The sequence below is a fragment of the Streptomyces sp. L500 genome (assembly GCF_054551825.1).
Genome location: NZ_JBTOLC010000023.1, coordinates 27,705 through 48,758 on the forward strand (window position 1 = coordinate 27,705; position 21,054 = coordinate 48,758).

Here is a 21,054-nt window from a genome sequence, read left to right on the forward strand (position 1 = left end):
GGGGACGTTCTCCCACAGCAGCCGCGCTGCTCTGGGCCCCCAGAGGACACCGTCGACCCAACTCGGGCCGTCAGTTTGCTCTTGAGTTGGTGGCTGGTCAGCCGGCCATGCGGCGGCTCGCGTCGGCGAGCCGGTCCGCGATGGTGCCGTTGATGACCTCGTCGCCGATCCGCACCTGGACACCACCGAGGACCTCGGGGTCGATGTCCAGGTTCAGGTGGACGCGTCGCCCGTACAGCTTGGCGAGCGCGTCACCGAGGCGCTGCTTCTGCTGGTCGGTCAGCGGCACCGCGGAGACGACCTCCGCGACCATCCGGTCACGGCGGTCGGCGGCCAGCTTGGAGAGGGCGCCCAGCCCTCCTTCCAGGCTACGGCCACGCGGCACGGTCACCAGACGGACGACCAGGCGCTCGGTGACCGGGTTGGCCCGGCCGCCCAGCAGCTCGCGCAGCAGGGCCGCCTTGGCGGCCTTGTCCGCGACCTTGTCGGTCAGCGCGGCGCGCAGATCCGGGTTCGACGCGACGATCCGGCCGAAGCGGAACAGCTCGTCCTCGACGTCGTCCAGGTCACCGGCGCGCTCGGCGGCGATGAGCTCGGCACCGCTGGCCAGCTCCTCCACCGCGTCCACCAGGTCGCGCGAGCGCGACCAGCGGGAGCGGACCATGCCGGCCACCAGGTCGGCGCACTCGCCGCCCACCTGGCCGCCCAGCAGGCGCCGGGCCAGCTCGGCCTTGGCCTCGCCGGTCTGCGCCGGGTCGGTGAGGACACGACGCAGCGAGACCTCGCGGTCGAGCAGCGCGGTGACGGCCGCCAGCTCGTCGGCGAGCTTGGCCGCGTCCACGGCGGTGTTGTCCGCCAGCGCGTCGAGGCGCTCCCGTGCGGAGGCCAGGGCCTCCCGGCTCGCAAGGCTCATCGGCGGGCCTCGGCCTTCGTCTCGTCGGCCGCCTTGACCTCGAGCGAGTCGAGGAAGCGGTCGATGGTGCGGCTCTGGCGCCCGGCGTCGGTGAGGGACTCGCCGACGACCCGGCCGGCCAGGTCGATGGCCAGCTGGCCGACGTCCTGGCGCAGCGCGGCGGCCGCGGACTTGCGGTCGGCCTCGACCTGGGCGTGACCGGCGGCGATGATCTCCTCACGCTGCCGCTGACCCTCGGACCGCATCTCGGCGATCAGCGCGACGCCCTGCTCCTGCGCCTCCTGGCGCAGACGCGCGGCCTCGTGGCGGGCGTCGGCGAGCTGGGCCCGGTAGTCCTCGAGAACCTGCTGAGCCTCGGCCTGGGCGGCCTCGGCCTTCTCCATGCCGCCCTCGATGGCCGCCCGGCGCTCGTCCAGAACCTTGTTGATGTTCGGGATGAGCTTCTTGGCGAGGAAGAGGAAGACGATGAGGAAGGCGATAAGGCCGATGACAAGCTCTGGAATCGGCGGGAGGAGAGGGTTCTCCATCTCCTCGCTCGCGATCAGGGCGTACACATCAGTGCCTTTCGTCGAAAAGGGTGGTCGTGGGTCGGTTTACTTGTAAACGAAGCCCATGACGATGCCGATCAGGGCGAGCGCCTCACAGAAGGCGAAACCCATGATCTGGTTGGCACGGATCAGACCGGCGGCCTCGGGCTGACGGGCGAGGGCCTGGGTGCCGTTGCCGAAGATGATGCCGACGCCGACGCCGGGACCGATGGCGGCGAGGCCGTAACCGATGGCGGCGACGTTGCCGCTGACGGCGTCGGTGGCGGCGAGGGTCTGGAGAGCGGACATGCCGGTTCTTCCTTCTCTTTCACGGACCGGTGGGGGTTGGCCACCGGACGTCTGTTGGACTGGGGGGCGGGGAGAGCTGGCTCAGTGGTGCTCGGAGAGCGCGCCCTGGACGTAGTTGCAGGCCAGGAGGACGAAGACGTACGCCTGGACGGCCTGGATGAAGAGCTCGAAGGCGGTCATCACGATGGTCATCACGAAGGACGCGCCGGCGTAGGCGAAGCCGATCCCGTTCATCAGGTACCAGCTGGCGATCGTGAACATCACGAGCAGCATGTGGCCGGCGAACATGTTGGCGAAGAGCCGGACCGCGTGGGTGAAGGGCCGGATGATCAGGTTCGAGAAGAACTCGAGCACGACGACCAGCGGCAGGATCCAGCCGAGCGACTTGTCGTAGCCGGTGATGTTCTTCCAGGCGCCGACGAAGCCGTGCTTCTTGAAGGTCAGGCCGACCCACAGCACATAGACGACCAGGGCGAGGCCCACCGGGTAGGCGATGATCGACGTCACCGGGAACTGGGCGACCGGAATGACCGACCAGACGTTCATGATCCATACGAAGAAGAACAGCGAGACCATGAGGGGGACGTACTTCTCGCCCTCCTTCTTGCCGAGCGCTTCGTAGACGATTCCGCGGCGGACGAAGTCGTAACCCGCCTCACCGATCATCTGGAGCTTGCCCGGGACCACCTTGGCCTTGCCGAACGCGACCCAGAAGAACCCCACGATGACGAGCGAGCCCAGCAGGGCCAGCAGCATCGGCTTGTTGAACTCGAATCCGCCGATCGTGAAGAGCGGCTCGAAGACGAACGAGTGGAGGCCCGGGGCCGGGAAGCCGCACCCTTCGAAGATGTGGCAATCGGTCTCGAAGGCGAGCAGCGTCTGGTCAGCACTCACCGCGAGCTCCTTCAGCGTGGCGCATAGGTACGGCAACCTCGTTGTGTCGGCGCGGCGTGCAGCCACGGAACGGCACTGGACTGGACTTACGGATAGGGGTGCGGCAGGCCGGCCACGAGCCGGCGGTCATCGCAGGCGCCAGCTGCACGGGAAGCCGATTCGAACCCGTGAGAACCGGGGATTCGGCTGCCTGCGCCCGCTGCACCTCAGATGGCACCGGACGATAGCAGGTGAGCACACGAGCGTTTATCCCGGCCCTACCGGTCATGACGTCGACCCGGCCGGAGCGGACTTCTCGGCGTCTCCGGACTCGGGTTCGACGTAAAGGATCTTCGCCTTCATGTAGGCGCGCGCCTGCGCCCCGATCCACACGAGGGTCGCGGCGAGGAGTGAGAAGGCGAAAGTCTTGGTGTCGAAGAGCGTCGTGTCCTTGAACACCAGAAGGAAAACGGCCACCAGCAGGATCTGCGTCGTGTAGAGCAGCAGCCCCATGGCCTGGAACAGGTGAGGCAGGTGTCGCGCGGTGCGATTGAGGATGATCAGCCCCACCCCCATGACAAAGCCGGTGAGGAGCACGCCGACAACGGCACCGAGCCCGCCCTTGCCGCCGGCGACCGCGGCGCTGACGGCGACGGCGACCAGGCCGACAACGGCGGTCGGGACGGCGCACTGAAGAAGCGTTCGGGCGTCGTTGGACTGCATGAAGGGTTTCTCCGGCGAAGGGTTGGAAGCAACGATTCGTCGTGAACGAGCGTATCCCCGGGAATGAGACGCGCAGCGCTACTGAAGGGCCGTCGCACTACGGTCCTTCGGCTCTACCAAGGGTTTCGTGAACGGTATCACAAACTATTTGATGAGGTCTTTACCTACATCGTGTGCCGCATGTCACACGCAGGGGTCAAGCACCTGGTCATGGGGCTGACGGAGCCAGTGGATCTCTGCTAATGCGGCGCCCTCACGGGACCTCAGTGGTTGCTGCCGATCTTCCGGGCATGGGCGAAACGCGACCGGTCGCCGATGGCCGTCGCGCCGTGCAGCCCGGCGGGCACCGGCTCCTCCTCGCCCCGGTCCTCCACCGTCGCCACGGGCACCGGAGCGACGGTCTTGCGCCGCCGGTAGCGCGGCGGAACGAACCGCTCCGCCCACCTGGGCGCCCGCGGCGTGAAGCGCGGCATCAGCAGCAGCACCAGGCCCATCGCGCTCAGGGCGACGATCAGCAGCAGCACCCAGACGCTCGCCGAGTTCACCGAGTAGGCCACCGTGCCGAAGGCGATCAGCGCCGACCAGAAGTACATGATGAACACGGCCCGGCTGTGCGAGTGGCCGAGTTCCAGCAGCCGGTGGTGGAGGTGCCCCCGGTCGGCGGCGAAGGGCGACTGGCCCTTCCAGGTGCGCCGCACGATCGCCAGCAGCAGGTCGGCCACCGGCACCGCGATCACCGTCAGCGGCAGCAGCAGGGGGATGTAGACCGGCACCATCGCCTGGATGGCGGCCCGCTCGGAGCCCGCCCACAGCTTGAGGGCGTCGGGGTCGACCTGGCCCGTGATGGAGATGGCGCCGGCGGCCATCACCAGACCGATGAGCATCGAGCCCGAGTCGCCCATGAAGATCCGCGCGGGGTGCATGTTGTGCGGCAGGAAGCCCAGGCACATGCCCATCAGCACGGCGGCGAAGAGCGTCGCGGGGGCGGCGGCCTCCAGGCCGTGGCCGAACCAGAGCCGGTAGGCGTACATGAAGAACGCGGCCGCGGCGATGCACACCATGCCCGAGGCCAGGCCGTCGAGGCCGTCGACGAAGTTCACGGCGTTGATGGTGATCACCACCAGCGCGACCGTCAGCAGCGTGCCCTGCATCGGCGTCAGCGAGACGGAGCCCACCCCGGGCACGGGGATCCACAGGATCGTCAGGCCCTGGAGCACCATCACGCCCGCGGCGATCATCTGACCGCCCAGCTTCACCAGGGCGTCCACGCCCCACTTGTCGTCCAGCACGCCGAGGATCCAGATGAGCCCGGCGCCGGAGAGCAGGGCCCGTGGCTCGTTGGAGAGCTCGAAGACGGACTTGAGGTTGGACAGGTGGGCGGCCATGAGCAGGCCCGCGCACAGTCCGCCGAACATCGCGATACCGCCGAGGCGGGGCGTCGGTTCCCGGTGGACGTCGCGCGCGCGGATCTCCGGCATGGCGCCGGCCACGATCGCGAACTTCCGCACCGGGCCCGTCAGCAGGTAGGTGACCGCCGCGGTGACGCACAACGTCAGCAGGTATTCACGCACGGGCTGCCCCAGGGATAGCGCTGGACATCACAGCCTCACACCATATTCGGGTCCGCCCCCGAACCGTGAACGGAGGGGAAGACGTAAGGTGCCCGGCCCCGGTTGCAAATGATCACAACTGGGCACGTTGTGGATCACTCGGCCGACCGCCGGGCCTCATCCTCCCGCGCGATACGGCGGGAAGCCGGCGACCAGTTCGGCCACCTCCATCCGCAGCCGGCCCTCGGGGCGGTCGCCGCGCAGGGCGGCCCCCAGAAGGGCCGCGACGCGCTCCATCTCGGCCTCGCCCATCCCCTGGGTGGTGACGGCCGCCGTGCCCATCCGCAGGCCGCGTGCGGGCCCGGGAGAGAGCCCACAGACATCCAGGACCATCCCCGCCGCCGCGAGCCTCCTGCGGGCCGTGGCGGCCTCCAGGGCCAGCGGGGAGACGTCCGCGACGACCAGGTGGGTGTCGGTGCCCCCGGTGGCCACGCGCGGCCCCTCGGCGGCCAGCGCCCCGGCCAGGACCCGGGCGTTACCGGCGACCCGGTGGACGTAGTCGGTGAAGGCCGGCGCCATGGCCTCGCCGAAGGCGACGGCCTTCGCCGCGACGGTGTTCATCTGGGCGCCGCCCTGGCTGAACGGGAAGACCGCCCGGTCCACCTGCTCCGCGAGCCGGGCGCCGCACAGCAGCAGCCCGCCGCGCGGCCCGCGCAGCACCTTGTGGGTCGTCCCGCAGACGATGTCGGCGTACGGGACGGGGTTGGGGGCCGCTCCCCCGGCGATCAGCCCCATGGGGTGCGCGGCGTCGACGATCAGATACGCGCCCACCTCGTCGGCGATCTCGCGGAACGCCGCGTAGTCCGGGTGGCGGGGGTAGGACGTCGAGCCGCAGACGATGGCGCGGGGCCGCCGCTCGCGCGCCAAGGCGCGCAGCTCCGCGTAGTCGATGAGGCCGGTGTCCGGGTCGGTGCCGTAACCGGCGAAGTCGAACCAGCGGCCGGAGAAGTTGGCGGGCGAGCCGTGGGTGAGGTGGCCGCCCTCCCTCAGGGCCATGGCCAGGACCGTGTCGCCGGGGCGCAGCAGGGCCGCGTAGGCGGCGAGGACGGCGGCGGTGCCGGAGTGCGGCTGGACGTTGGCGTGCTCGGCGCCGAAGAGGGCCCTGGCGCGTTCGACGGCGGTGCGCTCGGCGAGGTCGACGAGCTCGCAGCCGCCGTGGTGGCGGGCGCCGGGGTAGCCCTCGGCGTACTTGTTGCTCAGCGGGGAGCCGAGGGCGGCGAGGACGGCCGGGGAGGTGAAGTTCTCGGCGGCGATGAGCTGGAGCCCGGTCGCCTGGCGCTCGGCCTCGGCGAGGAGGAGCCCGGCGAGTTCGGGGTCGGTGCGGGTGAGCGCGGCGAAACCGCGTCCCCAGGCGGGGAGCGCCGGGGGCCGTGCCCCGGTCGCGGCGGCACGGGACGTGCCGGCGTCCCTGGTGGGCGTGGGGCTGATGGTCATCGCTGGCTCCGGGCTGTGCGGCGCGACGGTCTCAGGACCCACTGTAGGCCCGCGATCGGGCGATTTGTCCGATTGTGGGGTGGTATCTCGCGCGGCGGCGGATCACCCGGCGCGAGGCGGGGCTCAGGCCCGGGTGGAGACTCCCGTGAGCGCGGTGACGACCGGGTCGAGCGCCTGGTTGATCTCGTCGCCGATGGAGCGGAAGAAGGTGATCGGGGCGCCGTAGGGGTCGTGGACCTCGTCGGCCTCCGCGTTGGGCGCCAGCAGCCAGCCGCGCAGGGCGGCGGCGGCCTGCACCAGGGCGCGGGCGCGCTCGACCACCCCGCCGGCCCGCTCGGGGTCCGGGAGGGTCGTGGGGTCTATGGCCCGCACCAGCCGGGTGAACTCCTTCAGCGTGAAGGTGCGCAGACCCGCCGAGTGCCCCATGGAGATGACCTGGGCGCGGTGGTCGCGGGTGGCGGTCAGGACCAGGTCGGCGCGGATGACGTGCTCGTCGAGGAGCTCACGGCCGATGAAGCCGTGGGGGTCCGCGCCGAGGTCGGCCAGGACGGTGGCCGCGTGGGCCTCCATGGGCGCGCCCTCGTGGCCCCAGGTGCCCGCGCTCTCCACCACCAGGCCGCCCGTGTAGGGGTCGCCGAGCCGGCGGGTGAGGGCATGGCGGGTCAGCCGCTCGGTGATGGGCGAGCGGCAGACGTTGCCGGTGCTGACGTGGAGGATGCGGAAGGTGTCGGTGGAGGTGTCCGGTCCCGCTATGCCACGCCCCTGCGGGGCGATCAATTGGCCACCTCGAGATCGGGTACCACCTCGCGGAGCTGCTCGGCGCTGATGGCGCCGGCGCGCAGCAGGACGGGCACCTTGCCGGTGACGTCCACGATGGAGGACGGCACGTCGGCGGGGGTCGGGCCGCCGTCGAGGTAGACGGAGACCGAGTCGCCCAGCATGTCCTGCGCGGCGTCGCAGCTCTGCGGCGCGGGGTGGCCGGTGAGGTTCGCGCTGGAGACGGCCATGGGCCCGAACTCGCTCAGCAGCTCGATGGCCACCGGGTGCAGCGGCATCCGGATCGCGACGGTGCCGCGGGTCTCGCCGAGGTCCCAGGTCAGCGACGGCTGGTGCTTGGCGACGAGGGTGAGGGCGCCGGGCCAGAAGGCGTCGACGAGCTCCCACGCCTGCTCGGAGAAGTCGGTGACCAGGCCGTGGAGGGTGTTCGGGGAGCCGACGAGGACGGGCGAGGGCATGCCCCGGCCCCGGCCCTTGGCGTGCAGGAGGTCGCCGACGGCCTCGCGGCTGAAGGCGTCCGCACCGATGCCGTAGACGGTGTCGGTGGGCAGCACGACCAGCTCGCCGCGGCGGACCGCGGCGGCCGCTTCACGCAGACCGGTCTTGCGGTCGGTCGCGTCGCTGCAGTCGTATCGCCGTGCCATCTAACGGACCTCCTCGTACGGATTCTCTGTCTGGTGTCGTTCGCCGGTGACGGCCGCCGGGACCATCAGGGCATCGCCTTGCGGGCGGTCGCGAAGCGGGGGCGGTTGTTGAGGTCGGGGTGGTCGGCCGCGTCGGCCCAGCCCCGCTCCTCGGTGAAGATCCACGGCACCTGGCCGCCCTGGGTGTCGGCGTGCTCGATGACGACGACGCCGCCGGGACGCAGCAGCCGGTGCGCGGTGCGCTCCAGGCCGCGGATGGTGTCCAGGCCGTCCTCGCCGGAGAACAGGGCGAGTTCGGGGTCGTAGTCGCGGGCCTCGGGGGCGACGTACTCCCACTCGGTGAGCGGGATATACGGCGGGTTGGAGATGACCAGGTCGACCTGGCCGTCCAGCTCGGGCAGGGCCGTCAGGGCGTTGCCCTGGTGGAGCCGGACCCGGGTGCCCTCGGTGTTCTTGCGGGCCCAGGAGTGGGCGGTCTCGTCCAGCTCCACGGCGTGCACGCGCGAGCGCGGCACCTCCTGGGCGAGGGCGAGCGCGATGGCGCCGGAGCCCGTGCACAGATCGACGATCAGGGGCTCGACGACGTCCATGGCCCGGACGGCGTCTATGGCCCAGCCGACGACCGACTCGGTCTCCGGGCGGGGCACGAAGACGCCGGGGCCGACCTGGAGCTCCAGATAGCGGAAGAAGGCCCGCCCGGTGATGTGCTGAAGCGGCTCACGGGCCTCACGGCGCGCGACGGCCTCCCAGTACCGGGCGTCGAAGTCGGCGTCCTTGACGTTGTGGAGCTCCCCCCGCTTGACGCCGTGGACGAACGCGGCGAGTTCCTCCGCGTCGAAGCGGGGGGAAGGTACGCCGGCGTCGGCCAGCCGCTGGGTGGCCTGGGCCACCTCGGCGAGCAGCAGGTTCACTGGGCCTTCCTCACTTCTTGTCGGGCGCCGGGTCGGCGGGGCGTGCGGTCGGGGCGGAGATTACTGGTTGTCGGCGAGCTTCGCCGCCGAGTCGGCGTCGACGCACGCCTGGATGACCGCGTCCAGCTCGCCGTCGAGCACCTGGTCCAAGTTGTACGCCTTGAAACCGACACGGTGGTCCGAAATGCGGTTTTCCGGGAAGTTGTAGGTGCGGATCTTCTCGGAACGGTCGACGGTGCGCACCTGGCTGCGGCGCGCGTCCGCGGCCTCGGCCTCGGCCTTCTCCTGGGCGGCGGCCAGCAGCCGGGAGCGCAGGATGCGCAGGGCCTGCTCCTTGTTCTGGAGCTGGCTCTTCTCGTTCTGGCAGGAGGCGACCACACCGGTGGGCAGGTGGGTGATGCGCACGGCGGAGTCGGTGGTGTTCACGGACTGGCCGCCGGGGCCGGAGGAGCGGTAGACGTCGATGCGGAGATCGTTCATGTTGATCTCGACGTCGACCTCCTCGGCCTCGGGCGTGACGAGCACGCCGGCCGCGGAGGTGTGGATCCGGCCCTGGGACTCGGTGGCGGGCACGCGCTGGACGCGGTGGACGCCGCCCTCGTACTTCAGCCGGGCCCAGACGCCCTGGCCGGGCTCGGTGGCGCCGTTGCCGCCCTTGGTCTTGATGGCGACCTGGACGTCCTTGTAGCCGCCGAGCTCGGACTCGGTGGAGTCGATGATCTCGGTCTTCCAGCCCACGCGCTCGGCGTAGCGCAGGTACATCCGCAGCAGGTCGCCCGCGAAGAGCGCGGACTCGTCGCCGCCGGCGCCGGCCTTGACCTCGAGGATGACGTCCTTGTCGTCGCTGGGGTCGCGCGGGACCAGCAGCAGGCGGAGCTTCTCGGTGAGCTCCTCGCGGCCGCGCTCCAGCTCCTTCACCTCGGCGGCGAAGTCGGGGTCCTCGGCGGCGAGCTCGCGCGCCGTGCCGATGTCCTCGCCGGCCTGCTTCCAGGCGCGGTAGGTCCCGACGATCGGGGTCAGCTCGGCGTAGCGCTTGTTGAGCTTGCGGGCATTGGCCTGGTCCGCGAACACGGCGGGGTCGGCGAGCCGCTTCTCGAGGTCGGCGTGCTCGCCGATCAGTTCCTCGACTGCCTCGAACATCAAGTTTCCCTAGCTGCTGGAAGTGACGGGCCTGCTGGACGACAAAGCGCCGGTCCGGGCGCCCAGGGTGAACTGGGCGCCCGAGGACCGGCGCCTGCGGGTCGCTACTTCTTGGCCGCGGCCTGCTTGCCGAAGCGGGCCTCGAACCGCGCCACACGGCCACCGGTGTCGAGGATCTTCTGCTTGCCCGTGTAGAACGGGTGGCACTCGGAGCAGACCTCGGCGCGGATGTTGCCGGCGGCGATGGTGCTACGAGTGGTGAAGGAGGCGCCACAGGTGCAGCTGACCTGGGTCTCCACGTACTCCGGGTGGATGTCGCGCTTCAAGGGGTTCTCCTAGGTTCGGGAGGGCTCCGGGTCGCACAGGCGGGATTGCCGTACGTGAACCGGGGCCGACGTACCAGTCTGCCAGTACTGGCCGTATCCCCCAAAACGGGGGGTGGCCGCCGGATATTCCCGCAGCTCGGACGGGGGGCGCCGGGGCGTGCCGGGGCTACTTGACGACGCCGTCGGCCTGGGTCTTCGCTCCGTCGCCGTCCTTGACGGCCGCCTCGGGGATCTGCTGGTCGTTCTTCAGCGCCTGCCACAGGAGCGTGGACTGCTCCGTGAGCGGGACCACGCGGTCCTGGTCGCGGGGGTCGGGGCCCACGGGGAGGGTCACCATGTGCATGTTCTCCGAGCTGATGCCCTTGAGGCTGTTCGCGAAGCCGTAGAGCTTGTCGACGGAGGCCAGGTCCTTGTCGGTGGTCAGCGACTTGGTGGCGGCGTCGGCGATGCCGTAGAGCTTGGTGGGGCTGGTGAACAGGCCGATGGACTTCACCTGGTTGATCAGCGCCTTGATGAAGGCCTGCTGGAGCTTGATCCGGCCGAGGTCGCTGCCGTCGCCCACGCCGTGGCGGGTGCGGACCAGGCCGAGGGACTGCTCGCCGTTGAGCTTGTGGGTGCCCGCGTCCAGCTTGAGGTGGCTCCACTTGTCGTTGATGGGCTTGGTGGTGGTGACCTCCACGCCGCCCAGGTTGTCGATCAGCTTCTGGAAGCCGGCGAAGTCGACCTCCATGTAGTGGTCCATGCGGATGTCGGTCATCGCCTCGACGGTCTTGACCGCGCAGACGGCGCCGCCGATCGAGTACGCCTCGTTGAACTGCTCGCGCTTGACCGCCGGGGCCGTCTTGCCGTTCGGGGTCACGCACTCGGGGCGGGAGACGATGGTGTCGCGCGGGATGGAGACGACGCTGGCCTTCTGGTGACCCGCGTAGACGTGGACGATCATCGCCGTGTCGGAGCGGGAGCTGCCCTCGTCCCGGCCGTACTTGTTGTTCGCGCCGGCCCGGGAGTCGGAGCCGAGGACCAGGATGTCCATCGAGCCGTTGTCGATGTTCTGGGGCCGGTTCTTGCCCAGCGCGCCGTTGATGTCGACGCTGCTGAGGTTGCCGTTGAGCTTGAAGTAGAGGAACCCCGCGCCGGTGCCGCCGAGCAGCACCAGGGCGCCGGCGCTCCAGGCGGCTATTCGGCGGCCCTTGCGGCGCACGGGGGGCTTGCGGCGGCGACCGCGCTTGCCCCCGGCACGGCGGCGGTGCGAAGCCCGCGTACCACTGCTGTCGTCGGCCATGCGCTCCTCAGTCCTTCGCTGTACGTTCGCCCCCTGCTGGTTGACGGGGAAGTCTGCGTCAGGGTTGCACAGCGGATTCTGAGGACCGTCTTAGAAAACCTGTGGCGAAAGTGCGCCGTGTGATCGCGTTCCGCCCACTGCCACCTGGGGTTTCGGTCATTCCGAGGGCACCGGTTCCGGCCATTTCGGCGGCGTCCGGCTGTGGCGGATATCTCAAAAGGTCACGGGAAGATCACAAAAAACGGAACCTCCCCCGTCATGGAGGTGACGGGGGAGGTTCCGCGGGCCCGTGAGGCCCTGACGGCGGTCGCCGAGGATCAGTCGTTGCCGTTGGCCGGCGACGGCGTGGTCTTGGCGATCTGCATCAGGAACTCGGCGTTGGACTTCGTCTGCTTCATCTTGTCGAGGAGCAGCTCGATGGCCTGCTGCGAGTCCAGCGCGTGGAGCACCCGGCGGAGCTTCCAGACGATGGACAGCTCCTCGCCGCCCAGCAGGATCTCCTCCTTGCGGGTGCTGGAGGCGTCCACGTCCACGGCCGGGAAGATGCGCTTGTCCGAGAGCTTCCGGTCGAGCTTGAGCTCCATGTTGCCGGTGCCCTTGAACTCCTCGAAGATCACCTCGTCCATCCGCGAGCCGGTCTCGACCAGCGCGGTGGCCAGGATGGTCAGCGAGCCGCCGTCCTCGATGTTGCGCGCGGCACCGAAGAACTTCTTCGGCGGGTAGAGGGCCGTGGAGTCGACACCACCGGACAGGATGCGGCCCGAGGCCGGGGCGGCCAGGTTGTACGCGCGGCCCAGACGGGTGATCGAGTCCAGCAGGACGACCACGTCGTGACCCAGCTCCACGAGGCGCTTGGCGCGCTCGATGGCCAGCTCGGCGACCGTGGTGTGGTCCTCGGCGGGGCGGTCGAAGGTCGAGGAGATGACCTCGCCCTTGACCGACCGCTGCATGTCGGTGACCTCTTCCGGACGCTCGTCGACCAGGACGACCATCAGGTGGCACTCGGGGTTGTTGGTGGTGATCGCGTTGGCGATCGCCTGCATGATCATGGTCTTGCCGGTCTTCGGCGGGGCCACGATCAGACCGCGCTGGCCCTTGCCGATGGGGGCGACCAGGTCGATGATGCGGGTCGTCAGCACGCCCGGGTCCGTCTCCAGCCGCATGCGGTCCTGCGGGTAGAGCGGGGTGAGCTTGCCGAACTCGGGGCGGCCGCGGCCGGTCTCGGGCGCCATGCCGTTGACCGAGTCCAGACGGACGAGCGCGTTGAACTTCTCGCGGCGCTCGCCGTCCTTCGGCTGCCGGACCGCGCCGGTGACGTGGTCGCCCTTGCGCAGGCCGTTCTTGCGGACCTGGGCCAGGGAGACGTAGACGTCGTTCGGGCCCGGCAGGTAGCCGGAGGTCCGGATGAAGGCGTAGTTGTCGAGGATGTCGAGGATGCCCGCGACGGGGATCAGCACGTCGTCGTCGGCGACCTGCGGCTCACCGGCGCCGAACTCCTCACGGCCACGACGGCCGCGACGGTCGCGGTAGCGGCCGCGACGGCCACGACGGCCACCGTCGAAGTCGTCCTCGTCCTGCGGGCCGCCCTGGGGGCCGCGGTCGCGCTGCTGCTGCTGGCGGTCGCCACGCTGCTGCTGACCGGCCTCGCCGTCGCGGCCGCCACGGCGGTCGCGCTCACGGCGCTCGCCGCGCTCACCGCGCTCGCCACGCTCACGGCGCTCGCCCTTCTGGCCGCGCTCGGCACGGTCCTGGCGCTCGCCCTTGGCCTTGCCCTCGGCGGTGTCGACGGCGGCCTCGGCCTTGGCCTCGGCGCGCTCCTCGACGCGGACCTCGGCCTTGGCCTCGGTACGGGCCTCGGCCACGGCCTGCTCGGGGCTGCCCGCGGGGGCGGTGGCACGCCGACGACGGCGCTCACCGGCCGGGGCCTCGTCCCCACCCGGCTGGCCCGGGATCTCGATCTGCTGCTGGGCAGCCTTCTCGGCGGGCTTCTCGGCCGCGGCCTCGCCCGTACGGGCCCGGGAGGTCGCACGGCGCTTCGGCTTGGCCTCGGCCGCCGCCGCGGCGGCCTCGGTCTTGGCGGGCGCGGCGGCGCCGCCACCGGCCTGCTTCTCCTTGATGACCTCGATCAGCTGGCCTTTGCGCATCCGCGCGGTGCCCTTGATGCCGAGGCCGGAAGCGAGCTGCTGGAGCTCGGCCAGGACCATGGCGTCGAGGCCGGTGCCCGAGCGGCGCCGCTTGGGGGCGGTGGCAGCACCGGTGGCGGGCGCGGCGGGAGCGTCCGTGGCGGGCGCGGAGGCATTGCCGACGGAGCTGTCGGCGTTCACGCCCATCAGATCGGTGGTGTCGCTCACGAAGGGGTCCTTCCCTGGAGCGGGCGTCGGCCTGTCTGGCTCGGCGACCGGTTGTGCTGTCCGGCTGCGGTCCTTCGTCGCGGACCGGGCCGGGGCGGTGGTCCGCCGGTTGTCACGGCGGAAGAAATCAGTGCGTTGCTACCGGCGTGAAGAATGAGGGAAGGGCACGACATAACGCTTCACTCATGTCGCCCACGCCGATTCCGGAGCGTGCTCGAAACTGCTCAGGCAGGCTGCTCAGGCAGTTGGGGAGGCTCCCGGAAGAAAAGCGGTCCCTGATCGGGACACAGAGCACCGAGCCGATGTGGCTTCGGGTGCAGACTTGAGGTTAACACTACCGGATCCCACGAACATTCCCCCTCTCCAAGACCGGCAATCGTGTTTTTTCCTGGCCCGGGACACCCCCTGGACGCCCCGGGCGCCGCTGTCTCGCCGCTGGTCAGGCGAGCGGCAGCACGCTCGTCCCCCCGGAGTCGAGGGCCAGGCGGTTCGCCGCCCATCCCTCGCCCGCCAGCCGTGCGACCTTGTCGGCCGCACCGTCCTCGACCAGCGCGAGCACCGTGGGGCCCGCGCCGGAGATGACCGCGGGGACGCCGTCCGCCCGCAGTCGGTTGACCAGGGCCACGCTCTCCGGCATCGCCGGAGCGCGGTACTCCTGGTGGAGCCGGTCCTCGGTGGCCGGCAGCAGCAGCTCGGGACGCCTGGTCAGGGCCTCGACGAGAAGTGCGGCACGCCCGGCGTTGGCAGCCGCGTCCACATGGGGGACGCTGCGCGGCAACAGGCCCCGCGCGGTCTCCGTGAGCACGGCGGCCGACGGCACGAAGACCACCGGAACGATGGAATCCGCCGGGTCCATCCGAATGGCCCGCGCCACCCCGGACTCCATCCAGGCGAGGGTGAACCCGCCCAGCAGACAGGCCGCGACGTTGTCCGGGTGGCCCTCGATCTCGGTGGCCAGCTCCAGCATGGCCGCGTCGTCGAGCTTCTCGGCCCCGCCTATGGTCACCGCGCGGGCGGCGACGATGCCCGCGCAGATGGCGGCGGAGGAGGAGCCGAGACCCCGGCCGTGCGGAATGCGGTTGGCACAGACGACCTCCAGGCCGCGCGGCTGGCCGCCGAGCAGGTCGAAGGTCGTGCGCAGGGACCGTACGAGCAGGTGACTCTCGTCGCGCGGGAGGGTTTCGGCGCCCTCACCGGCGATGTCGATGTGGAGCCCCGATTCCGCCACCCGGACCACGACATCGTCGTAGAGACCCAGGGACAGGCCGAGGGCGTCGAAGCCGGGACCGAGATTGGCGCTGGTGGCGGGGGTGCGCACTCGGACGGCGGCGGCGCGGAAGGCGGGACCGGCCATCGCTCGATGACTCTCCTTGGTGTGGCCGTGGTTGATGGCATGCGACATCCGCAAGGGCCGCGACGGCGATACCGCGTGGGGACGGCACGGTCAGCGACGGGGCGGAGTGAACACAGCCTATCGAAGGAAGGTTCAGTGGCGACATAGGGCGCACAGGAGGCGCACGATGCGTGTCGCACTGCTACCTGTGCATCTGTCGGTTTTACAACCAGCTGCCCGGTTGTGGGCAGGCGTTCCGCAGGGCGGAACGGGTGGGCACAACCTGCCCACCCGTCCACACTCGCACAACGGCCTCAGACGAGCCCGAGCTCCCGCGCGGCGACCCCGGCATCCACCGGAACGGTAAGCGGCTGGGGCGCCCCCGCCACCGCCCAATCAGGATCCTTGAGCCCGTTCCCGGTGACCGTGCACACGATCTTCTGCCCGGGATCGACGAGCCCGAGCTCGGCCGCCTTCAGCAGACCGGCGACCGACGCCGCCGAAGCCGGCTCGACGAAAACACCCTCCCGCGACGCCAACATCCGGTACGCCGCGAGAATCTGTCGGTCGGTCACTTCGTCGATCAGCCCGCCGGACTCGTCCCGCGCGGCCTCCGCGAACTCCCAGGACGCCGGGTTGCCGATCCGGATGGCCGTGGCGATGGTGTGCGGCTCCTTCACCGGCTCCCCCCGCACGATCGGCGCGGAACCGGAAGCCTGGAATCCCCACATCCGCGGGTTGTGGGTCGAGACCTTGTCGGCCGCGTACTCGCGGTATCCACGCCAGTAGGCCGTGATGTTCCCCGCGTTACCCACGGGAAGCACGTGAATGTCCGGGGCGTCGCCCAGCGCGTCCACGATCTCGAACGCGGCCGTCTTCTGCCCCTCGATGCGCACCGGGTTGACCGAATTCACCAGCGCCACGGGGTAGTTCTCGGAGAGCCCGCGCGCCAGCGTCAGGCAGTCGTCGAAGTTGCCGTCGACCTGGAGGATGCGGGCGCCGTGGACGAGCGCCTGCCCCATCTTCCCCAGGGCGATCTTGCCCTGGGGCACCAGGACGGCGCAGACCATGCCGGCGCGTACGGCGTAGGCGGCGGCGGAGGCGGAGGTGTTGCCCGTGGAGGCGCAGATGACCGCGCGCGCTCCCTCTTCCTTCGCCCGGGTGATGGCCATGGTCATGCCGCGGTCCTTGAAGGACCCGGTGGGGTTGGCGCCCTCGACCTTGAGGTGGACCTCGCACCCCGTGAGCTCGGAGAGCACCTGGGCGGGGACGAGCGGGGTGCCGCCCTCCCGCAGGGTGACGACGGGGGTGTCGGCGGTGACCGGAAGACGGTCGCGGTATTCCTCGATGATGCCGCGCCACTGGTGGGTGCCGGAAGCGGCGGGACGGCTGTTGTTGGCAGACATTGCTCTCGTTATCCCTTGTTCCCTGCTTCGCCTGACGCCTTACTCACCCTCGACCCGCATGATGCTGGCCACGTCGCGCACCGTGTCCAGCTTGCGGAGGGCCTCGACCGTGGCCGACAGGGCCGCGTCGGTGGCCCGGTGGGTGACGACGACGAGGGATGCCTCGCCGTCCTTGCCCTGCTGGCGGACCGTGTCGATGGAGACGCCGTGCTCGGCGAAGATCGTGGCGACCTGGGCCAGCACACCCGGCTTGTCGGCCACGTCGAGGCTGATGTGGTAGCGGGTGACCACCTCGCCCATGGCGGAGACCGGCAGGCGCGTGTAGGCGGACTCGCCGGGGCCGGTGGCCTCGGCGACCTTGTTGCGGCAGACGGCGACGAGGTCGCCGAGGACGGCGGAGGCGGTCGGCGCGCCGCCCGCGCCCGGGCCGTAGAACATCAGCTGGCCGGCCGCGTCCGCCTCGATGAAGACGGCGTTGTACGCCTCGCGCACCGACGCCAGCGGGTGGGTCAGCGGGATCATCGCCGGGTGGACGCGGGCGGAGACGGACTTCCCGTCGGCGGCCCGCTCGCAGATGGCGAGGAGCTTGATGGTGCAGCCCATCTGCTTCGCGGAGGCGAAGTCCGCGGCGGTGACCTCCGTCATGCCCTCGCGATGGACGTCGTCCAGCCGCACCCGGGTGTGGAAGGCGATGCCGGCGAGGATCGCGGCCTTCGCGGCGGCGTCGAAGCCCTCGACGTCGGCGGTCGGGTCGGCCTCGGCGTAGCCGAGCGCGGTGGCCTCGTCGAGCGCCTCGGAGTAGCCCGCGCCGCTCGAGTCCATCTTGTCGAGGATGAAGTTGGTGGTGCCGTTGACGATGCCGAGCACCCGGTTGACCCGGTCGCCGGCGAGGGACTCGCGCAGCGGCCGGACCAGCGGGATGGCGCCGGCGACGGCGGCCTCGTAGTAGAGGTCCACGCCGTGCTGCTCGGCGGCGGCGTGGAGGGCCGCGCCGTCCTGAGCGAGGAGCGCCTTGTTGGCGGAGACGACGCTGGCGCCGTGCTCGAAGGCGGTGGTGATGAGGGAGCGCGCGGGCTCGATGCCGCCGATGACCTCGATGACGACGTCGATGTCGCCGCGTTTGACGAGGGCGGTGGCGTCGGTGGTGATCAGCTCCTGCGGCACCCCCTCGCGCACCCGGTCGGGGCGGCGCACGGCGATGCCGACGAGCTCGACGGGCGCTCCGATGCGCTGCGTGAGGTCGTCCGCGTGCGTCGTCATGATGCGCGTCACCTCAGAGCCGACGACTCCACAGCCCAGCAGCGCCACCTTCAGCGGACGCGTACGCATCATCCGACCTCGTTTCTCAATACACCTTCGGTTGACCCACAGTCTCACCCACTGGACGGGGAATTCCTCCCCGTCCAGCATCCGAGACCGCTGTCACCCAGGATTTTTTCTACTGTTTCCGGTTTTTTTCGTCAGCCGACGTCGAGACGGAGGAGATCCTCCTCCGTCTCCCGCCGGACGATCACTCGCGCCCCGCCGTCCCGGACGGCGACGACCGGGGGGCGCAGCGCGTGGTTGTAGTTGCTCGCCATGGAGCGGCAGTAGGCGCCGGTGGCGGGGACGGCGAGGAGGTCGCCGGGGGCCACGTCGGCGGGGAGGAAGGCGTCCCGTACGACGATGTCGCCGCTCTCGCAGTGCTTGCCGACGACGCGGGAGAGCATCGGTTCGGCGGTGGAGGCGCGGGAGACGAGGGCGACGGAGTAGTCGGCGTCGTAGAGCGCGGTGCGGATGTTGTCGGACATGCCGCCGTCGACGCTGACGTACGTCCGCAGTCCGGGCAGCTCCTTGGTGGTGCCGACCTCGTAGAGCGTGAAGGCGGTGGGGCCGACGATGGCACGCCCAGGCTCGACGGAGATCCGGGGCACGGCGAGCCCGGCGGCGCCGCACTCGCGGGTGACGATCTCGCGCAGGGCGACGGCGATCTCGCGCGGCTCGCGCGGGTCGTCGTCGGCGGTGTAGGCGATGCCGAGGCCGCCGCCGAGGTCGATCTCGGGGAGCTCGACGCCGTGCTCGTCGCGGACCTGCCGCAGGAGCCCGACGACGCGGTGGGCGGCGACCTCGAAGCCGGAGGTGTCGAAGATCTGCGAGCCGATGTGGGAGTGGATGCCGAGGAGCTCGAGCCCGTCGAGCTTGAGCGCCCTGCGGACGGCCTCGGCGGCCTGCCCGCCGGCCAGCGGGAGCCCGAACTTCTGGTCCTCGTGGGCGGTGGCGATGAACTCGTGGGTGTGCGCCTCGACGCCGACCGTCACCCGGATCAGTACGCCCTGGCGCTTGCCGAGCCGCTCGGCGATGTGCGCGACGCGCACGATCTCCTGGAAGGAGTCGACGACGATCCGGCCCACGCCGGCCTCGACAGCGCGGGTGATCTCGTCGGTGGACTTGTTGTTGCCGTGGAGGGCGATGCGCTCGGCGGGCATCCCGGCGTCGAGGGCGGTGGCGAGCTCGCCGCCGGAGCAGACGTCGAGGTTGAGGTCCTCCTCGTGCAGCCAGCGGACGACGGCGCGGGAGAGGAACGCCTTCCCGGCGTAGAAGACGTCGGCGTCGGGCCCGAAGGCGTCCCGCCAGGCGCGGCAGCGCGCCCGGAAGTCGTCCTCGTCGAGGACGTAGGCGGGCGTGCCGAACTCCTCGGCGAGCCGCTTGACGTCCATTCCGCCGACGGTGACGACGCCGTCGTCGCCACGGGCGACGGTCCGGGACCAGACGCGGGGATCGAGCTCGTTGAGGTCGGTGGGCGGCGCGACGTAGTGGCCCTCGGGAAGGACGTCGGCGTAGCGGGGCCCGGCGGGGTGGGCGGAGCGGCTCATGACTGGCGATCCCCTTGTTACAGGTGTGCGGGTGCGGTGATGCCGAGCTGGGTCAGGCCGTTGGCCAGCACCTTGCCCGTGGCCTCGGCGAGGGCCAGGCGGGCGCGGTGAACGGCCAAGGGTTTCTCGTCACCGCGAGGCAGGACGGCACAGCCGGCCTGCCATCTCAGGAAGGCGTCGGCGGTCCGCTCCAGGTGCCGGGCGAGCCGCTCGGGAGCGCGGGCGGCGCTGACGCGCGCGTGGTCGGCGAGGGCGCCGAGGAGGGGGCCGGCACTGCTGTCGACGGCCCCGGGAAACGAGTCGAACCCGAGATCACGGGCGTTCCGGGAGAGCGCCCGCGCCCGGGCATGGGCGTACCGGACGCGAAAAAGCGGATTGCTGTCCTTCTGGACGAGCAGGAGGGACCGGTCGAGCCCGGGCGGGGAGACCGCGCTCCACCGAGCGGCGTCACCCCCGAGCCGAGCGACGTCCTCCACCGGCGGCGACAGCGGCAGCGCCTCCCCCTCGTACTCCGCCGCGAACACCTCCCGGACGATCTCCTCACCCGAGGCGCCGTCTCCGTCGAGGGTGATGTTGAGGAAGCCGGGGCCGGCGATGTCGACGCGGGCGATGCCGGGCCGGGCGAGGAGCCGGCGCCGGAGCACTCCGGCGATCTCCCGGGCGTCGCCGCCGGCCTTGGCGAGCTGGAGGGCGACGTTGGTGGCGTAGTCGCCACAGCCGGGGCGGGGGGGCACCCGCACGCTGACCCGCTCCGGCACGGGCACGCGCAGCTCGTCGTCCTCGACGGCGCGGCGCACGGTGTGCAACACGGTGCGGGACAGATCGGCGGGGGTCACAGGGCAAGCCTAGGGGAGAAGGTGCCGCGGTCCGCGAACCGGTTTCACCCTGCGGGACGGACGACGGACTCGGCGCCCCCCGTCGCCCCCTCCGGCCACCCCACCAGCCTCCGCACGAGCCGCACCATCTCGGCCGGCTCGAACGGCTTGGCCAGGAACGCGTCCGCCCCGGCGGACCAGCCGCTCTCGATCTCATAGGGGGTGCAGGCGCTGATGATCGCGATCGGAATGTCCCGCGTGCGCGCGTCGGCCCGGAGCCGGGCGGCCGTGTTGAGCCCGTCGAGCCGGGGCATCACGACGTCCAGGGTCACCGCATCGGGCCGCACCCGGTGCACGATCTCCAGACACTCGGCACCATCGGCCGCGGTCACGACCTCAAAGCCCTCCAGCTCGAGGTTGACCCTGATCAACTGCCGGATGACCTTGTTGTCGTCCACAACAAGGACCCGGCCGGACAAGCCAGGCACAACCCGAGAGTAGGCGCGCCCCCGCCCCCGCGTCCGGGTTTTCCCCACTTCCACCCCTCCCGAGCGACCACCCGGCCCCCTCCTCCCGCCCTTTTCGATCAAGGTTGCAGGACACCCTCCGGAAGCTGGTAGTGTTCTACCCGTCGCCGCGAGCGAAACCGCGAACCGGCCGACACGCCCCCGTAGCTCAGGGGATAGAGCAACGGCCTCCGGAGCCGTGTGCGCAGGTTCGAATCCTGCCGGGGGCACTTCGGTGCCAAGGCCCTGACCGCAGAAATGTCGGTCAGGGCCTTTGTCGTACATGCCAAAACAGCAACAGCAGAGAAGTCACGTGCGACTC

The 21,054-nt window shown here is 70.7% G+C and carries 20 protein-coding genes and 1 tRNA gene; 1 reads left to right on the plus strand and 20 read right to left on the minus strand.

Annotation, left to right across the window (positions count from 1 at the left end; all coding sequences use genetic code 11):
* Positions 1-97: 97 nt before the first annotated feature.
* From ACX9I7_RS20950 to ACX9I7_RS21045, 20 genes are all read right to left on the minus strand, one after another.
* Entirely contained in the window at positions 98-913 is an 816-nt protein-coding gene (locus ACX9I7_RS20950; protein WP_459388166.1) for a F0F1 ATP synthase subunit delta, read from the minus strand.
* Positions 910-1,467 carry a F0F1 ATP synthase subunit B gene (locus tag ACX9I7_RS20955; protein ID WP_387566206.1) on the minus strand — a complete coding sequence of 186 codons (558 nt, stop codon included), beginning with the start codon at positions 1,465-1,467 and terminating at the stop codon, positions 910-912. Before ACX9I7_RS20955 ends, ACX9I7_RS20950 begins: the two co-directional genes overlap by 4 nt.
* A gap of 39 nt (positions 1,468-1,506) precedes the next feature.
* On the minus strand, positions 1,507-1,749 hold the full coding sequence (locus tag ACX9I7_RS20960) for an ATP synthase subunit c family protein (protein ID WP_358627062.1): 243 nt from the start codon (positions 1,747-1,749) through the stop codon (positions 1,507-1,509).
* Positions 1,750-1,830: 81 nt separating this feature from the next.
* Positions 1,831-2,643, minus strand: coding sequence for a F0F1 ATP synthase subunit A (gene atpB / locus ACX9I7_RS20965; protein ID WP_386728534.1), 813 nt, complete (start codon positions 2,641-2,643; stop codon positions 1,831-1,833).
* A gap of 264 nt (positions 2,644-2,907) precedes the next feature.
* On the minus strand, positions 2,908-3,345 hold the full coding sequence (locus ACX9I7_RS20970; RefSeq protein WP_387566209.1) for a hypothetical protein: 438 nt from the start codon (positions 3,343-3,345) through the stop codon (positions 2,908-2,910).
* Positions 3,346-3,608: 263 nt separating this feature from the next.
* Positions 3,609-4,916, minus strand: a complete 1,308-nt coding sequence (locus ACX9I7_RS20975; RefSeq protein ID WP_386728536.1) for an MraY family glycosyltransferase — start codon at positions 4,914-4,916, stop codon at positions 3,609-3,611.
* Between the two features lie 156 nt (positions 4,917-5,072).
* Complete coding sequence (locus ACX9I7_RS20980; protein WP_387566212.1) at positions 5,073-6,389, minus strand: serine hydroxymethyltransferase; 1,317 nt, start codon at positions 6,387-6,389, stop codon at positions 5,073-5,075.
* A gap of 123 nt (positions 6,390-6,512) precedes the next feature.
* Positions 6,513-7,166 (minus strand): arsenate reductase/protein-tyrosine-phosphatase family protein, encoded by a 654-nt coding sequence (locus ACX9I7_RS20985; protein WP_387566215.1) that lies wholly within the window; start codon positions 7,164-7,166, stop codon positions 6,513-6,515.
* Positions 7,163-7,810: an L-threonylcarbamoyladenylate synthase gene (locus ACX9I7_RS20990; protein ID WP_189451414.1), complete on the minus strand. Its 648-nt coding sequence runs from the start codon at positions 7,808-7,810 to the stop codon at positions 7,163-7,165. The genes ACX9I7_RS20985 and ACX9I7_RS20990 overlap by 4 nt, the downstream gene beginning before the upstream one ends.
* 65 nt (positions 7,811-7,875) lie before the next feature.
* Positions 7,876-8,721: a peptide chain release factor N(5)-glutamine methyltransferase gene (gene prmC, locus ACX9I7_RS20995; protein ID WP_387566218.1), complete on the minus strand. Its 846-nt coding sequence runs from the start codon at positions 8,719-8,721 to the stop codon at positions 7,876-7,878.
* Between the two features lie 60 nt (positions 8,722-8,781).
* Positions 8,782-9,861, minus strand: coding sequence for a peptide chain release factor 1 (gene prfA, locus ACX9I7_RS21000; RefSeq protein WP_358627039.1), 1,080 nt, complete (start codon positions 9,859-9,861; stop codon positions 8,782-8,784).
* A gap of 104 nt (positions 9,862-9,965) precedes the next feature.
* A complete protein-coding gene (gene rpmE / locus ACX9I7_RS21005) occupies positions 9,966-10,187 on the minus strand; it encodes a 50S ribosomal protein L31 (RefSeq protein ID WP_189451417.1) in 222 nt (73 codons plus the stop codon).
* Between the two features lie 166 nt (positions 10,188-10,353).
* Positions 10,354-11,469 (minus strand): LCP family protein, encoded by a 1,116-nt coding sequence (locus ACX9I7_RS21010; protein WP_387566223.1) that lies wholly within the window; start codon positions 11,467-11,469, stop codon positions 10,354-10,356.
* A 317-nt stretch (positions 11,470-11,786) separates the two neighbouring features.
* Positions 11,787-13,820, minus strand: a complete 2,034-nt coding sequence (rho, locus tag ACX9I7_RS21015) for a transcription termination factor Rho (RefSeq protein WP_459388167.1) — start codon at positions 13,818-13,820, stop codon at positions 11,787-11,789.
* Positions 13,821-14,259: 439 nt separating this feature from the next.
* Positions 14,260-15,174, minus strand: coding sequence for a homoserine kinase (thrB, locus tag ACX9I7_RS21020; protein ID WP_126916076.1), 915 nt, complete (start codon positions 15,172-15,174; stop codon positions 14,260-14,262).
* Positions 15,175-15,467: 293 nt separating this feature from the next.
* The gene (thrC, locus tag ACX9I7_RS21025; protein WP_189451421.1) at positions 15,468-16,559 is read right to left on the minus strand and encodes a threonine synthase; all 1,092 of its coding nucleotides are present in this window, start codon (positions 16,557-16,559) and stop codon (positions 15,468-15,470) included.
* Positions 16,560-16,598: 39 nt separating this feature from the next.
* On the minus strand, positions 16,599-17,891 hold the full coding sequence (locus ACX9I7_RS21030) for a homoserine dehydrogenase (RefSeq protein ID WP_387566231.1): 1,293 nt from the start codon (positions 17,889-17,891) through the stop codon (positions 16,599-16,601).
* Positions 17,892-18,019: 128 nt separating this feature from the next.
* The gene (gene lysA, locus ACX9I7_RS21035) at positions 18,020-19,411 is read right to left on the minus strand and encodes a diaminopimelate decarboxylase (protein WP_387566234.1); all 1,392 of its coding nucleotides are present in this window, start codon (positions 19,409-19,411) and stop codon (positions 18,020-18,022) included.
* A 17-nt stretch (positions 19,412-19,428) separates the two neighbouring features.
* Positions 19,429-20,247: an ArgS-related anticodon-binding protein NrtL gene (nrtL, locus tag ACX9I7_RS21040; protein ID WP_387566237.1), complete on the minus strand. Its 819-nt coding sequence runs from the start codon at positions 20,245-20,247 to the stop codon at positions 19,429-19,431.
* A gap of 44 nt (positions 20,248-20,291) precedes the next feature.
* Positions 20,292-20,762 carry a response regulator gene (locus ACX9I7_RS21045; protein WP_459388194.1) on the minus strand — a complete coding sequence of 157 codons (471 nt, stop codon included), beginning with the start codon at positions 20,760-20,762 and terminating at the stop codon, positions 20,292-20,294.
* A gap of 128 nt (positions 20,763-20,890) precedes the next feature.
* Between ACX9I7_RS21045 and ACX9I7_RS21050 the strand changes: the two genes are divergently transcribed.
* Positions 20,891-20,962, plus strand: a tRNA-Arg gene (locus ACX9I7_RS21050).
* Positions 20,963-21,054 lie beyond the last annotated feature (92 nt).